The organism is Veillonella parvula (genome assembly GCF_042850485.1).
GTDB lineage: Bacteria > Bacillota > Negativicutes > Veillonellales > Veillonellaceae > Veillonella > Veillonella parvula_Q.
The window spans coordinates 491,636-507,448 of sequence record NZ_AP031417.1; the positions used below are offsets into that span (position 1 = coordinate 491,636).

At 40.3% G+C, this 15,813-nt stretch carries 17 protein-coding genes; all 17 read left to right on the top strand.

The genetic code is table 11. The features are described from left to right. The first annotated feature begins 2 nt into the window (after positions 1–2). Complete coding sequence (locus ACGHIY_RS02120; protein ID WP_004693621.1) at positions 3–629, top strand: trimeric intracellular cation channel family protein; 627 nt, start codon at positions 3–5, stop codon at positions 627–629. Between the two features lie 148 nt (positions 630–777). Next, positions 778–2,592, top strand: coding sequence for a DUF4127 family protein (locus ACGHIY_RS02125; RefSeq protein WP_390525635.1), 1,815 nt, complete (start codon positions 778–780; stop codon positions 2,590–2,592). A gap of 10 nt (positions 2,593–2,602) precedes the next feature. After that, on the top strand, positions 2,603–3,724 hold the full coding sequence (locus ACGHIY_RS02130; RefSeq protein ID WP_390525636.1) for an acyltransferase: 1,122 nt from the start codon (positions 2,603–2,605) through the stop codon (positions 3,722–3,724). Positions 3,725–4,005: 281 nt separating this feature from the next. Continuing rightward, on the top strand, positions 4,006–4,863 hold the full coding sequence (locus ACGHIY_RS02135; RefSeq protein WP_008602746.1) for an aminotransferase class IV: 858 nt from the start codon (positions 4,006–4,008) through the stop codon (positions 4,861–4,863). 55 nt (positions 4,864–4,918) lie between these two features. Further along, the gene (locus tag ACGHIY_RS02140) at positions 4,919–5,965 is read left to right on the top strand and encodes a methionine ABC transporter ATP-binding protein (RefSeq protein ID WP_039965347.1); all 1,047 of its coding nucleotides are present in this window, start codon (positions 4,919–4,921) and stop codon (positions 5,963–5,965) included. Beyond that, positions 5,946–6,599, top strand: a complete 654-nt coding sequence (locus ACGHIY_RS02145; protein ID WP_008715638.1) for a methionine ABC transporter permease — start codon at positions 5,946–5,948, stop codon at positions 6,597–6,599. Before ACGHIY_RS02140 ends, ACGHIY_RS02145 begins: the two co-directional genes overlap by 20 nt. Before the next feature lie 9 nt (positions 6,600–6,608). Beyond that, on the top strand, positions 6,609–6,905 hold the full coding sequence (locus tag ACGHIY_RS02150; RefSeq protein WP_278452056.1) for a YerC/YecD family TrpR-related protein: 297 nt from the start codon (positions 6,609–6,611) through the stop codon (positions 6,903–6,905). Positions 6,906–6,970: 65 nt separating this feature from the next. Further along, positions 6,971–7,765 (top strand): TSUP family transporter, encoded by a 795-nt coding sequence (locus ACGHIY_RS02155; RefSeq protein ID WP_316063699.1) that lies wholly within the window; start codon positions 6,971–6,973, stop codon positions 7,763–7,765. A gap of 11 nt (positions 7,766–7,776) precedes the next feature. Beyond that, on the top strand, positions 7,777–8,544 hold the full coding sequence (locus tag ACGHIY_RS02160) for an SDR family NAD(P)-dependent oxidoreductase (RefSeq protein ID WP_004693607.1): 768 nt from the start codon (positions 7,777–7,779) through the stop codon (positions 8,542–8,544). A gap of 126 nt (positions 8,545–8,670) precedes the next feature. Continuing rightward, positions 8,671–9,522: a hypothetical protein gene (locus tag ACGHIY_RS02165; protein WP_004698348.1), complete on the top strand. Its 852-nt coding sequence runs from the start codon at positions 8,671–8,673 to the stop codon at positions 9,520–9,522. Between the two features lie 22 nt (positions 9,523–9,544). Beyond that, positions 9,545–9,889: a YkvA family protein gene (locus ACGHIY_RS02170; RefSeq protein WP_004693603.1), complete on the top strand. Its 345-nt coding sequence runs from the start codon at positions 9,545–9,547 to the stop codon at positions 9,887–9,889. Positions 9,890–10,005: 116 nt separating this feature from the next. Further along, on the top strand, positions 10,006–10,425 hold the full coding sequence (locus ACGHIY_RS02175) for a thioesterase family protein (RefSeq protein ID WP_004693602.1): 420 nt from the start codon (positions 10,006–10,008) through the stop codon (positions 10,423–10,425). After that, entirely contained in the window at positions 10,418–11,221 is an 804-nt protein-coding gene (gene murI / locus ACGHIY_RS02180) for a glutamate racemase (RefSeq protein ID WP_039965340.1), read from the top strand. Before ACGHIY_RS02175 ends, murI begins: the two co-directional genes overlap by 8 nt. A gap of 12 nt (positions 11,222–11,233) precedes the next feature. Continuing rightward, positions 11,234–11,773, top strand: a complete 540-nt coding sequence (locus tag ACGHIY_RS02185) for a hypothetical protein (protein ID WP_004693598.1) — start codon at positions 11,234–11,236, stop codon at positions 11,771–11,773. A 12-nt stretch (positions 11,774–11,785) separates the two neighbouring features. Beyond that, on the top strand, positions 11,786–12,436 hold the full coding sequence (locus ACGHIY_RS02190) for a coenzyme F420-0:L-glutamate ligase (protein WP_004693597.1): 651 nt from the start codon (positions 11,786–11,788) through the stop codon (positions 12,434–12,436). Positions 12,437–12,624: 188 nt separating this feature from the next. Next, positions 12,625–14,337: a hydantoinase/oxoprolinase family protein gene (locus ACGHIY_RS02195; RefSeq protein WP_390525637.1), complete on the top strand. Its 1,713-nt coding sequence runs from the start codon at positions 12,625–12,627 to the stop codon at positions 14,335–14,337. After that, the gene (locus ACGHIY_RS02200; RefSeq protein WP_278466844.1) at positions 14,327–15,745 is read left to right on the top strand and encodes a histone deacetylase; all 1,419 of its coding nucleotides are present in this window, start codon (positions 14,327–14,329) and stop codon (positions 15,743–15,745) included. The genes ACGHIY_RS02195 and ACGHIY_RS02200 overlap by 11 nt, the downstream gene beginning before the upstream one ends. Positions 15,746–15,813: the final 68 nt, after the last annotated feature.

Sequence of the window (15,813 nt, forward strand, 5' to 3'; positions counted from 1 at the left end):
TTATGGATATTATTTGGTATATATTTGATATGATTGGCACTATTGCCTTTGCTATCTCCGGAGCACTTGTTGGGGTGGCGCGGAGAATGGATATATTTGGTATGGCTGTATTGGCACTGGCCACGGCAATCGGTGGTGGAATTGTACGTGATGTTCTCTTGGGGTATTTTCCGCCGAATTCGTTACGCAATATTGTATATGTAACTGTGGTTATTTCCGTAACAATTATCGTATTTATTATCTATAACAGCCGTTATCGCAAGCATGCTATGGGCCCTCGTAGCCGAGCAAGCTATTTATTAGCCGATGCAGTCGGGTTGGCATCTTTTACTGTAACCGGAGCATCTGCAGGATTTAAACTATATCCTGAGTTGCCAATTTTCATTGTTTTATTAGGAACTATTACTGCTGTTGGTGGTGGTATTATCCGAGATATGCTGGCTCAACGGATTCCGTCTGTTTTAAAAGAAGATGTGTATGCTCTACCTAGTGTTATTGGGGGCATCGTTTATTACTTAATGGTTATTTCTAACTGGGTTGGAGAGGCTGTATATGGTGCGTTTACCGTTGTACTAGTTATCCGTTTACTAGCTATTAAATATAATTGGAGCTTACCCAAAGTGCGCTAAAGCTAAAGGCACTGCATTTGAGAAATAACAGGTAAATGATATAATTATACTATTAAGTATTTCATAAAAGTGTCAGAAAAAAAGAGTATTATATAAGAGTTAATTTTCGAGTCGAGAGTACTCGTGTACACAGAAGGAGATTTGCTTTATGACAAATAAATGGTTGAAAGTAGCATTAATGGTTACAGCCATTGCTACAGGTACATCCATCAAAATTGATGCAGAAACCGTATTATATGTACCTCAAGATGATCGTCCTGTAAGTTTGCAATATACAGTTGATACAGCTCGTGAGGCGGGTATGACTGTGTTGACACCACCTCAACACTTGATTTCTGGTAAGACGTACCAAGGTCAAGCTGATCAAATTATGGCTTGGGTAGAGCAAAATGCAGGTCGTGCTGATGTTATGGTATTAAGTACAGATACTCTTATTTATGGAGGTCTTGTAGATTCTCGTAAACATAATATTCCACTTAGCACATTGCAAAATCGCTTGAAACGTATTGAAGGTTTAAAAGCGCGTAATAAAAATGTACGCATCTATGGCTTTGGCACCGTAATGCGTTCCCCACGTGCGAGTGGTGGCGGTACTGAACCGGCCTACTATGCGGAATATGGCCCAACAATCTTCCAAATTGCTGCATTACAAGATAAATTAGATTCTGGCTCTTTAACGCAAGAAGAAACTCAAAAATTGATGAGCTTACAAGCCTCTGTTCCTGTGGAATACTTGCAAGACTGGTTTGACCGCCGTCAAAAAAATATGAAAATCAACAAAGAGTTGATTGATGAAACTCGCAGTGGTGTATTCGACTACTTTGCATTAGGTCATGATGATACATCTCAATTATCTCAATCCGCTCTAGAAGGTCGTTACCTCAACAAATATTCCAAGGATATTTCTGCTGAAAAATACGGTAGCTTCCCTGGTGCTGACCAACTTGGTCTCTTATTGATGGCGCGTTCCCGTACCGATGTGAGCACAGAAAAACCTACATTCTCCGTAATTTATCCACTCGGTGGCGGAGGTAAAACATTACCAGGTTACGAAGATCAAACGATTGATAAAACAATTGCTCAACACGTTGAGGCTGTAGGTGGCACGATGGTGACACAAGGTAAACCAACTGTATTATTGGCTGTTAATACACCTCTTACTACGAGTACAGGCGAGTCTGAAAACTTCGAAAACTTCCCAATGATCTCCAACTCTACAAATGCTTTCGTAGATCGCATTCAGCAAGCTGTTGACTCTGGTGTGAACGTAAGCGTTGCAGATATTGCTTTCAATAATGGTGCAGATAATACATTGGTATCCGCTATGTATAAACGAGATTTGTTGTACAAAATCGGTGCGTATAATGGTTGGAATACAGCAAGTAACACAGTAGGTTACGCTATTGCTCAAGGATTATTGCTTAAATCTATGAGTCCAGAAGGTCATCGTGATATGTTGACGCAACAATATTTGGATAACTGGGCATATCAAGCAAATATCCGTAAAGATATTTATCGTATGCAAGATTCTATCAGAACAGACAATGTTCGTTACTCTGGTGAATTAAATGAACGTCTTGAAAGTTATTTAGGTGAACGCATTCAAGATTTCGCTGAAAAATACCTTAAAATCAATCCTCGTACAGTAAAAGCTACATTCCCATGGGGACGTCTATTTGAAACGGATATCACTGTTTATGACAAACCAGTGGTACCACTTGAAAAAGAATTACGCTTGAAACGAGAAGCTGAAGCAAAAGCTAAGGCTGAAGCAGAAGCTAAGGCTAAGGCAGAAGCGGCTGCTAAAGCAAATGGTCAGGCTGTACCAGCACAAGCCGCACAACCTGAAAAAGCTGCAACGCCTCAAACACCTACATCTACCCCTCCTGTAGTTAAACAACCAGCTACAGAGTCTCAAGGTCCACGTGTGGTACCGACACCTGCAGTGGCACCTGGTCAATAGTGAATAGGGAATGGCTATGAAAAAAGCGTTTTTACCGGAAATTACTTATATGCGAGGCCTCTGTATGCTCGGTGTTATCGGCATTCATGTAGGATCTTACGCATTGCAAAATCCTTTTGTAAATTTAGAACTCATCAGCGTGTTAGAAATTCTCTCTCGCTTTGGAGTGCCTGCGTTTTTCTTCCTCTCTGCATTTGGCTTGTTTTATCATACCTCGGTAGAGGGACCATTCTCATATAAGGAATTTATGCACCGCCGCATTCAGGTGGTGCTATTTCCATATATTACGTGGTCCATCTTTTACTTGCTATATACAGGGGTGACAGCTCATAACCTTGGCAATTTACATCCAGGGCCGTTGGCGATAAATCTACTCTTTGGTACCTCTATGTATCATCTATATTTTATGGTAATTTTGCTATGGTTCTACGTGATGATGCCATTATGGCGGGCCATGGTGAAAGTCATCTTAAAACGGCCTGTATTTTGGCTGGTGTTACTATTTGTCATCCAAGTTGGTATCGATTATGTTTCGTCTTACATGCTTGGCCGTTGGGTAACAGAAAATTTAAGCAATCAGCCAGTTCTTAAATATCTTTTTGATATGCGACTCAACTATTGGGTTATTCATTATGTGTGGATTTTCCTTTTAGGTGCCGTATGTGCTGAACGATATGAAACCGTCTGCGAATATATGTGGCGTTATCGTTACCTTTTAGGCATCAGTGCGGTAAGCTCCATATTGTTGATGCTTGGCTCCTATTACTATGTCATGGACGTATGGCATTACACTGTGTTGGAAGCAATTTACACGGTACATCAAATGAGTCCTATGGGCGTTCTTTATACAGGATTGGGGACGATGTTTAGTTTGTTCCTATTCCAAAGGCTACCTATGAATGTGACGATGGAGTCCATTTGGTCTGAGATAGGCGATAAATCGTATGGTATTTATTTATCACATCCATTTTGGTTGTTAATCATTTCGGGTGCGATGGCTAAATATAATCTCTTGTATACGGTGGCCAACGTGTTAATTATGTATGGTATGGCGTTGGCATTATCTTATTTGACTACAGTAGGCCTTAATAATGTGCCTAAATCTATCCGTAAATTTATACTGGGGCATTAGTCTAGTATGAGAACTATTTTATAGAGAGACCTAATTGGTGCTAGTACGTTAATGGTGTACGTAGTTTTAGTTAGTTTGTAGTGCTGATTTAGTATAAACATAATATTTGTTATACATCCGCTAGGATATAGTTTTTAACTATGGTATCCTAGCGGATTTTTGTATATCGAATTAATATCTTTCACAAAGTAAAGTGTGAAAATTTAAAAGTAATTGTGTTATAATAAGTCCATGATGATTACCACTTGATAGAGTAACGGAATAGAAAAAGAGGTGCTCCTATGCAAGAATTAACATATTTTAACGGTGAATTCGTCGAACCAGGTGCCAAAGTTATCAGCATTGATGACCGGGGCTATTTATTTGGTGACTCTGTATATGAAGTTGTTCGCGTCGTAAAAGGCCGTTGCTTCGCTTTGTCTTACCACCAAGATCGCTTGTATCGCTCTATGCGTGAAATGGATATCCCTGTAAAAATGACCCCTGATGATTTGACAGAATTGCACGAAATTTTGATCGAGCAAAGTGAAATCAAAGAGGGCTATATTTATTTACAAATCTCTCGTGGTGTAGCACCACGTCATCATGCTTATGATCGCTCTAAATTAGAACCACAAATGCTTATGTCTATCCGTACCTTGGATTTAGATGAAGTCAATAAATTGGGTGAAGGTGTAAAAGCGATAGCTTTGCCTGATGAACGTTGGGAACATGTAGATATTAAGACCACTAACTTGATCCCGAATATTTTGGCGCAAACAAAAGCAGAAAAGAAATTTGCCTATACAGCCATCTTGTTCCGTGATGGCATTTGTACAGAGGGCGCTACATCTAATGTGTTTGCTGTTAAAGATGGTATCTTGTACACGCATCCAGCGGATAATCATATCTTAAAAGGTATTACGCGCCAAATGATCTTAACCCGTGTAGCACCATCTTTAGGTATTACCATTATTGAGAAAGAATTTGACCGCACCTTTGTAGATGAAGCGGACGAACTATTCTTTACCGATACAATTGGTGGTGTCATCCCAATTACTAAGCTAGACAGAAATCCAGTATCTGGTGGTAAACCAGGTGCTATTACACTTCGTCTACGCGAAGCACTAGAAAAATTGATGGAAGAAGGACTACCTTGATAGATAAGCTGCTTTCATCAAATGTTAAACATTTACCTTAAGAAAGGAAATTATTTTGATACAATTAGAACACATTAGTAAAGTCTATGAAGGCGCTACTCGTGTGGAAGCGTTGAAAGATATTAGCCTAAATGTGAAAGAAGGCGAAATCTTTGGCATTATCGGTCAATCCGGTGCCGGTAAATCCACATTGATTCGTTGCATCAATATGCTCGAAGCACCTACATCTGGCTCTGTTATCGTAAATGGTACAGACTTAACTACACTTAGCAAATCTGATTTGCGTAAAGCGCGAAAAGATATTGGCATGATTTTCCAACATTTTAACCTATTGTCTTCTCGTACCGTATATGACAATGTGGCATTTCCGTTGGAATTACAAGGAATGAGCAAATCTGAAATCAAGGAACGCATTACGCCAATTCTTGATATCGTAGGCCTTACAGACCGGATGAACAACTATCCATCTCAATTGTCTGGTGGTCAAAAACAACGTGTTGGTATTGCTCGTGCTTTAGCGTCTAATCCAAAGGTTCTCCTTTGTGACGAAGCTACATCTGCCCTTGATCCTCAAACAACAGATTCTATTTTGAAATTGTTGAAAAATATTAACGAGAAGATGGGGCTCACTATTGTGCTCATTACACATGAGATGCACGTTATCCGTGAAATCTGTGATCGCGTGGCGGTTATTGAAGGCGGCATAATACTTGAAGAAGGTAGCACGGTTGAAGTATTCACACATCCTCGCGAAAATACGACAAAAGAGTTTATTAGCTCTGTAGTGAGTGATAACTTACCTCCAGAAGCATTGGAACACTTGGAATTACATGATCAATGGATTGCAGGGACAGCACCTTTAGTGCGCCTCAAATTTACAGGACAAGCAACAGATGAGCCTGTAGTAGCAGGCCTTGTGAGACGCTTTAATTTAGATGTAAGCATCCTTTTTGGCGGCATTGATTACATCCAAAATACGAGCGTTGGTCGCCTCATCGTTATCTTGAATGGTGACCCAGAAAATGCGCAAGAAGGTTTGGACTACATCAAAACGTTACCAATTGAAAGCGAGGTGATCGGTTATGTCAGAGCAAATCATTAATCTACTCATAACTGGTACCCTTGATACATTGCAAATGACGATAATTTCTACTGTAATGGCAATGTTATTAGGTATTCCTCTTGGTGTTGTTCTGGTCGTTACTTCTAAAGGTCATATCTTGGAGAATGTAACACTCAATAAAGTATTGGGTGCCATTGTCAATGCCACGCGTTCTGTACCTTTCATCATCTTGATGGTTGCCATCATTCCGTTTACTCGTATGGTGGTAGGTACCTCCATTGGTACAACTGCAGCATGTGTGCCGTTGACCATTGCGGCAATTCCGTTTTTGGCACGCCTAGTAGAAACGTCTATTAAGGACATCAATTTTGGCGTTATCGAGGCGGCTCAATCCATGGGGGCAAGCCCATTACAAATCATTTGGAAAGTATTATTACCAGAAGCATTGCCAACAATTATTGACAATGTAACGGTGCTTATCGTTAACCTCATCGGTTACTCTGCGATGGCTGGTGCTATTGGTGGTGGTGGTCTTGGGGATATTGCTATCCGATATGGTTACCAACGTTTCCAAGCCGATATTATGATCGCTACAATCATCATCTTGATTGTATTGGTACAAGTTGTACAAATGATTGGTGATGCTTGGTCTAAAGCGATGAATAAGAAGTAGGAGGATCCTATGAGTATCAATGAAAAATTGAGAAGTCAACAAAATGACGAATTGTTCACCGCCATTTTAACGCTTGAAAATACAGAGGAATGCTATGCATTTTTTGAAGATATCTGTACGATTAACGAATTAAAAGCATTATCTCAACGCTTACAAGTAGCAAAAATGCTTCGCGCAGGGGATAGCTATGAGAAAATCGTAGAAGAAACGGGCGCGAGTACTGCTACGATTAGTCGTGTAAAGCGCTGTTTAGTATATGGTGCGGATGGTTATACATTGGCTCTCAATCGTCTAGGTGCAAAATAAAATAAACTAGCATGACAACGGTGGCCTTTGGCGACCGTTGATGTGCTATCTGTAGGAGGTTTATTATGGAGTGGCTCATTGCGGTAACAGGTTTACCATTTGATATCCTTATACTCGTTTTACTCGCCGTAGCTGGTGCGTTTGCTGGCTTTGTAGACTCCATTGTAGGCGGCGGAGGCCTCATTTCTGTACCTGCCATGTTATTAACAAATCTTCCACCTAGTATGGCTCTGGGCAGCAATAAATTATCCAGTATTTTTGGTGCTGGCAGTGCATCGATTACATTTTTAAGAAATCACATGGTTGATTTTTCCCTAGTTCGCAAATTATTGCCTTTTACCTTTGTGGGATCTATGATGGGGACATTGGCGGTTGTTTCTTTACCACCGCTATATGTAAAGCCTATTATCATCATATTACTTGTTTGCGTAACACTCTTTGTGGTGTTCAAAAAAGACTGGGGTGAAATCAATCGTACATCTCAGGTAGCAGGAAAAGCGCTATATATTTGTATGGCTTTTGCTCTTGGTATCGGTATATATGATGGCTTTATAGGCCCTGGTACAGGTACATTTTTGATTATGGGCTTTATCTTTACAGGTTTTGATTTCTTGCATGCTTCTGCTAATGCAAAAATATTGAATTTTACTAGTAATTTGGCGTCTTTATTGGTATTTTTATATTTAGGACATGTCAATGTTAAGTACGGCCTTGCCACTGGGGCGGGTCAAATTATAGGAGCTTATCTAGGCTCGCATTTGGCAATTGCAAAGGGCTCATCTTTGGTGCGAGTTGTATTCTTGTCGGTAACGACAGTTATGTTGTTGAAATTAGTTTATGACTATGTTTCAACATTATAGGAGGGCAAGGTATGCCTCATAAAAGTGATGTTCAAGTGGCCTTGATTAGTGGCGGTACATCGGGTATTGGATTTGCTACGGCAAAGCTTTTACTCAAAGAAGGTTGGTGTGTAGTCATCAATGGTCGAAATGAAAAAGTTGGTCAAAAGGCTAAAACTAAGCTACGTCGTTATTCCTCTAAGGTACAATATATTCAAGGTGATGTATCTAAAATTGAGGACTGTCAGCGAATTGTAAAAGAAACAGTAGATTTATTTGGTGGGGTGTCTGCTCTTGTAACAGCTGCAGGCTATTATGAAGAAGAGTTACTAGCTGATGTTACAGAAGCAGCTTTTGATGAAATGTTTGGGACCAATGTAAAAGGTACTGTATTCTTATGTCAAGCGGCGCTTCCCTATTTACGAGCCTCAAAGGGCAGTATTGTAACAATCGCTAGTGATGCAGGTTTACAAGGTAATGTAGCGTGTTCTGTATATGGTGCGTCAAAGGGGGCTGTAGTGAGCTTTACAAAGTCTCTATCCCTTGAAATGGCACCTCACAGTGTTCGTGTAAACTGTGTGTGTCCTGGTGATGTAGATACATCATTAGTAGATAAACAGATTGCTAATGCTCACCAAGATGCGGCGGCTGCTAAGGCTGAAATGGGCCAACATTACCCATTAGGTCGTATTGCTAAGCCTCATGAAATTGGAGAAGTAATTGTATTTTTGTTGAGTAATAAGGCGTCTTTTGTGACAGGTGCAGCCTGGACAATCGATGGAGGACTCACAAGTTGGTAATATAGAAAATATTAGAAGCTATTATATATGGATAATTAGAAAAATTCATTTCACTTCTATCAATAGAATGGTATAATAATACTAATAATAAGACCTATAGTTGGTTCACAACAAAGGAGAATACTTATGGCAGAATATAATGGCGTAACACTTGAGCCCCTTACGGATGGATCTCAAGATCGTGACTATCAAGTTGAACAATTTATCTTCTGGGGGGCAGGTCGTGCGGCAGCATTGGCATTATCCTCTAAATTCAGCAGTGTCGCTTTGTGCGCCAATGCTACGTACATGGTAACTCGCATTGCTCATCTTTATGATGTAGAATTGCAAGCAGGTGCTGTAGTTGGTTTAGTAGGTGGTCTTAGCACAGCTGTAGGTACAGCTGCAGTATCCCTTCTAATTCCAATTAAAGCTGTTCGCGTTCCTGTAGCTATCGGTTTAACTTATGCTATTGGTAAAATTGCACATATTTGGATTCAAGATGGCATGCCTTCTGATATCGAACGTTACAAACCGATGGTTGCTGAATTCCTTGAAAATGGCAAAGCTATTGCTTCTGAAATCGTTCGTGATGCAAGTGCTAGCATTCCTTTCACTCAAGGTCAACGTGACGTATGGGCTGGGATTGCTAACGAAACAGGTCTTGCTAAAGAATCTTTAAAGCAAGTTTACGATGAAAAAGTAACACCTGCCATCAATAAATGGAATAATGAAACAAAATACCAAATCCATGATAACGCAGCAGAGGTTGTAGCAAAGGTTTCTGATGCAGCGAAAGAAAAAATTGATTCTGCTAAAGAAGGTATTGAAGTAGCCAAAGAATTCGCAAAAGGTGGTGTAGAAGTGGCAAAAGCTTCTGCACAAGTAGCAGTAGAAACTGCAAAAACTAAAGCTTCTGATGCCGTAGAGACAGCAAAAGATGTTGCTACAAACACTGTTAATACAGCGAAAGAAAAAATTGGCGGTTTGCGTAAATAAACGCTGAAGGATTATTATTACTATGAATCCATTTAATATTATTAAATATGGTAAGTATTTTAGCGAATCAAGATTTTTAGGGTTTCTTGGTCGATATGGTAAGAAACTTGCCTTTGTACAACAAGCAGTAACCTTGTTCCTTTGTTTTCGTGACAAGGATACTCCCAAATATGTAAAAGCGGTCATTGCAGGTGCCTTAGGGTATTTGGTATTACCTATTGATATTGTGCCGGATGCGATTGCTGTATTAGGTTGGGTAGATGATGTGGCAGTACTCGGATTAGCCTTTAAGATTGCGAATCGTTATATCAAAACGAGTCATCAAGAAGAGGCAAAAAAATTCTTTCCATTTGGTAGCAGTCGCTAACTTTTACCATTTTAGGCAGTTTGATCCACAGTGATTGAACTGCCTTTATTTATTTGACACACTAAAGTAATAGATATAGAATAAAAATTGTATACTATTTAAAAAGGACAGAATTTATGCATATTGCTTCAGTAAATGTACGATTTTATGAAACTGATATGATGGGGATTGCTCACCATAGTAACCATTTTAGATGGTTTGAAATGGCGCGCATTGAATTCCTTCGTAAGATCGGTGTCACTTTGTGGGATATGATGAATGAGGATATTGTATTTCCTATCATGAATGTATCTTGCAATTATAAAGAACCTGCGAATTTCGATGATGAACTTCACATCGAAACGTATTTGGTTAAGATGACGAGGGCTCAAATGGTGTTTCGCTATCGCATGCGCCGTGCTAGTGATGGTGCGTTACTTGCTACGGGGGAAACTAAGAACGCCTTTATGTCAAAATTAACAGGAAAAATTGTGCGATTAGACGATACTTTTTATCTGCCTATGTTAGCAGCTGTTGAGGAGATGCCGCATGAGTAATGTACAACAATTGCCTATCGGTGTATTTGACTCTGGTGTAGGCGGATTATCTGTGTTAAAGGTGTTACAAGAACAATTTCCTAACGAAGATTTCATCTATATCGGTGATAATGCGAATAATCCTGTAGGTAATCGCAGTGATGATGAAATCACTTATTTGGCGTGTCGTATTGCGGAGACGCTAGAAAGGCAGCCTGTTAAGTTGATGGTGATTGCCTGTAATACCTTCACCGTTGTGGCTCTTGATGCGGTACGTGAACTTGTATCTGTGCCAGTTATTGGTGTATCACAAGGTGTGAAAACAGCCATTAATAAAAGTAAAAGCAAGACTATCGGTATTATGGCAACCGTAGCCACTGTAAATAGTCATATTCATAAGCATGTGGCTTTAGAAGTTGATCATGAGGTTTTGGTTTGGGAACAACCTTGTCCAGAGTTGGCGGGGCTTATTGAACAAGGTCATTTAGATGATTACTTTGTTCGTGAAGTATGTAAGGAGTATTTAGAACCTTTATTATCTCGAGAAATTGAGGTAGTCGTTTTGGGTTGTACTCATTTCCCATTTGTACAACCTTTACTAGAGGAACTAACGTCATGTCGCATTCAGTTCATTGATCCTGCTTTTGAAACAAGTGAATTGGTTCGTCACAGACTTGAGAGTAAAAATCTTTTCAATCCTCAAGATACTGTAGGCACCGTGACATTGTGTTTTACAAAGGATGTCGAACTTGGTGATGCATTGAGTGCATCCTTTCTTGATACAAGCCGTCGTACCATTGAACATATTACATTATAAAGGAGATACCCTATGTGGTTTTATAACATCCTCAGTGCAGTAATAGCTATTATTGTGGCTGTTGCAGCTCTGTACTTATTATTCCGTTTGTTTGTATTGAAACAAGGTAATGAAAATATTGTCTTATTAGCGAAACGAGCAACGAACTTTCAAGTATCTGATCGTAGTTTTGAATCCATTACGTTGTTCTGTGATATACCATTTGTAAATAAAGGGCGCCAATTGGGCACAATAATGGACTTATTTCCACGTCCATTATTACCTGAAGAACACTTTGATGCAGTCAAGGTAAATGCTTGGGCTATGGATATTAATCGTCCGCGTCAAGATGGATACTTTGAAGCTATAATTATCAAACCACGCAAAGGTGGCACAATTCGTGTATATGTTACATTAACAGGTAAAACTGGCAATATTCGAGAAGATATTAAGGGATTCCCTTATATGGACATCGATATTTACTACCAAATCGTAGGTCGGACAGACTATCATATCGATAAACAGCGTATTCGTTTGACTGCTGAAGAAGTTCAAGCAGCAATGGTTCAATAAGGAGGCATAACAATGGCAGAATTAGAGTTAGTATGTGTGCCAACACGTATTCTTACAGATAATGATGACATCGTTGATGCTATCGTTGAATTTGGGGGCCATAATATTGGACCTGAAGATATCGTATGCGTTGCTGAATCAGTAGTAGCTATTACACAAGGCCGTTTTACACGTCCTGAAGAGTTAAATGTGTGCTGGCAAGCTCGTTTAATTAATCGTTTTATCCATCCAGATGGCTCTATGGCATCTATTTATGGTATGCAATCGGCTATGAATTTGGACGGTAAATGGAAGGTGTTAGGTGCTTTTATTTTAGGTGCTATTGCTAAAATTTTCCGTAAACCTGGCGTGTTCTATGCAATTGCTCGTGCTGCATCCTTAACCGATGATGTAACGGGGACTATGCCTCCATTTGATAAGCATATTGTATTTGGTCCCAAGGATCCTGATAAAGTGGCTGAGAAAATTGTATCTCGCACCGGTTGTTATGGTGCCGTTGTAGCTGACGTTAATGACTTGAAACGGTCCGCTATTTTAGGTACAAGTCGTGGCATTGACGCTAAAAAAATTGCACAATTGTTGATTGATAATCCATTTGGTAATGATAGCCAAATGACTCCGATTGTTATCATCAAAAATTACGCATCTGTATCTGGTAAATAACAGAAGGCTGTACTCATCACATAGAGATGGGTACAGCTTTTTTATATAATGAGCTTGAATATGGACTATACGCAGGTTTGAATAGGGATTGCATATTAGATTAGAGAATATATGCTAGCTTAAATGGAGTTTTCTTTACTCCGTTTTGAGTTTGTATGGATTCTTTATTAATGCTAAAAGGAGGTTATATGTTACTAGGGTTAGACGTAGGTGGAACTTTTACCGATGCTGTTATCATTGATGGACATCGTGTAGTGGCAACTGCCAAAAGGCGGACTACAAAGGATAATCTAATGAATGGTATAGGTGAGGCCTTAGATGCGGTTTTGGAGGGCTATGATACATCAAATATTGAACAAGTAACCTTATCTACTACCGTGGTGACGAATACCATCGTAGAAGAGAAGGAGCAAGTAGTAGATCTCTATGTGATTACAGGTCCAGGCCGTAATGTAGATGATATATTCCCCGTGGAACCTATATATCTTCAAGGTTATACAGATCATAGAGGTATCGTTGTAGAGGGTACCCCTGCTGATGCTGTACGTGGTATAGCCAACATGGTTCAAGCACATAGTGGTACCGATTTAGCTGCTGTGTCCGCTAAATTTGGGGTGCGGAATCCTCACGAAGAACTATCTATTACAGAGGAATTGAAAAATACGTATCATACAATTTCTAATGGCAGTTTGTTAAGCGGTTCTTTAAATTTCCCTCGTCGTACTATTAGCGCTTATTTTAATAGTGCTGTGACACCCGTATTTACGGTATTTAAGGAAAATGTCGAAGACGCTCTCCGTGCACGGAATATAGTGGCCCCACTTCACATTTTAAAAGCAGATGGAGGCTCTCTTCCAATAGAACACATGGTAAGTCGACCCGTAGAAACAGCTTTTACAGGCCCTGCAGCAACAGTTCTTGGGCTATCTGCTCTCGGCGTTATAGGTAATCAGCATACAGTGGCTCTAGATATTGGAGGTACTACAACGGATATATCCCTTTGGAAGCATGGTAAACCATTGATGACAAAAAATGGTGTATCTATCCGTGAGTATCCAAGTGCAGTGCGATCCTTCGCCGTTACTTCCGTCGGTATTGGTGGGGAATCTGTAATTCGCCTTAAAAATGGTAATCTTACCGTAGGTCCTGAACGAGTGGGACCATCAGTGGCTCTAGGTGGGATAGAACCTACCTTGGGGGATGCACTTATCGTGCTCGGTCATGCAAACTATGGTGACTTTAATCTGGCATCACGAGCTTTACAAGATTTAGCGGATGCTATACAGGCTACATTACGATCTAATAATGTAAATACTTCAAATAATCAATTAACTCTTATTAAGACTGCCTCTGATGTAGCACGACTAATCGTAGAAAAAGCGTTGCAAACGATTCAACATGGTATTAACGAGGTCGTAAAAGTAGAAAATAAACGACCTATTTATGTGGTAGCAGATATTGTAAATCCTGATGTATTTGTACCAGAACATATCGTTGTGGTAGGGGGCACAGCACCAAGTTTAGGTCCGAGTATCGGGGAGTATCTAGAGTTACCTGTTACGATTCCTGAGAATGCTGCCGTAGCAAATGCTATAGGCGCTGCACTAGCTTTATCTACCATCGAACTCACTGTTCATGTAGACACAAAACGTCGGTTGCTAGTCATTCCTGAATTAGGTGTTAAACAACAAAAATGTACTTTGAAACGAGCGGAACAAGTTGTGGAACGAGCAAAAGAAACTCTTAGTGAAGAGGCGATACGTTTAGGTTTAGATACGGTGCAAGAGATAGAGGTCATTAGCATTGAGGATTTCCCTGTAGTAGAGGGATGGCAATCTATGGAGCGTTTAATTACTGTGAAAGTACAACTGGCGGCGGGGGTGAAACACTATGTGGAATAAAGGACTATCCTATCGAGAGCGTCATGGTATTCTGAATATGGATACTAAACAGGATGAGGCTACGAGCTCTACTATTGATAAAGCTAAATATCATCACAGTTTAGGCCTTGTCTTTTTCCCTGCTTTTGACTGGAAAATTTCTGAAACACATCCTGAACGACAAGAGCGTTTACTCTATACGCGAGATCAAATCGTAGAGGAAGGTCTGTTAGATATACCCAATATTAGAGAATATAATCCAATAGTAGCGGATTGGGATACAATAGAGCGGGTTCACGTTGGTGCTCCAGATTTAGAGTCTTGGGTGACTGAAGCTCATCGGGTATCTGCTGGAGGTGCTATTGCGGCAGCTGATGCAGTCATGCGCGGTGAAGTAGACCGTGCTTTTGCGTTAGTAAGACCACCAGGTCACCACGCAATGGCTATGGTTCATGGTATTCGTGGCTTCTGTACGATTAATATTGAAGCCGTTATGATTCAACACATGCGCCAAACCTATGGAATCAAACGCATTGCCGTAGTAGATACTGATGTACATCACGGTGATGGCACTCAAGATGTGTTTTACCACGATCCAGATACATTGTATATTAGCTTTCACCAAGATGGACGAACCCTCTATCCAGGAACAGGCTTTATGGATGAATTTGGTGGACCTCAGGCTATCGGTAGTAATATAGATATTCCACTACCTCCTGGTACCGGTGACGAAGGTTTGATGAAGGTCATGCGTGAGCTTGTATTGCCTATTCTTGAAGAGTTTAATCCAGATATTGTCATTAACTCGGCAGGACAAGATAATCACTTTAGTGATCCGTTGGCTAATATGCAGGTAACTGCGAAGGGGTATGCAGAATTAGTCGATTTGTTACAAGCGGATATAGCTGTACTTGAAGGAGGCTATTCCGTACAAGAAGCGTTGCCATATGTAAATACGGGTATCATTTTATCCATGGCAGGTCTTGATTATAGCAAAGTCGTAGAACCTGCCTTTGATCCTGTTAAATACAAACAGAGTCAAAATGTAACTAGTTACATAGATGATTTAATCGCCAAGTGGAAAATACAATGGGCTAACCGGCATAAGATGGCCGAAGACGAGCGCGTACGTGCAGGGGATGTTTGGTCTAATCATTATAACGTGTACTACGATGAAACGGGTGTACAAGAGGAGCGACTTGAAAAGGTGCGCATGTATGAAAACAAAGTAGGCTGGCATAGCGTGCTTTCACGAGGACAATATGGACCGTATGGACCGCAAAGTGTATATGCTATGTTCATTCCTTGGCAAGCAGATGGAGGGACGCGTCAAGATGCTATTGTAGAAGCAAAACGAGCCAAAGCAGAAGGGGGAGCTAGCCGTTATGTTGTGGTGGATCCACTCGGCAACGGCCAATATGAACTATAATGTTAATCTCCGTAAATGATAACGCGAGTTATCATGTTAGAATCGCGAATTACAATATAATTCGTAAT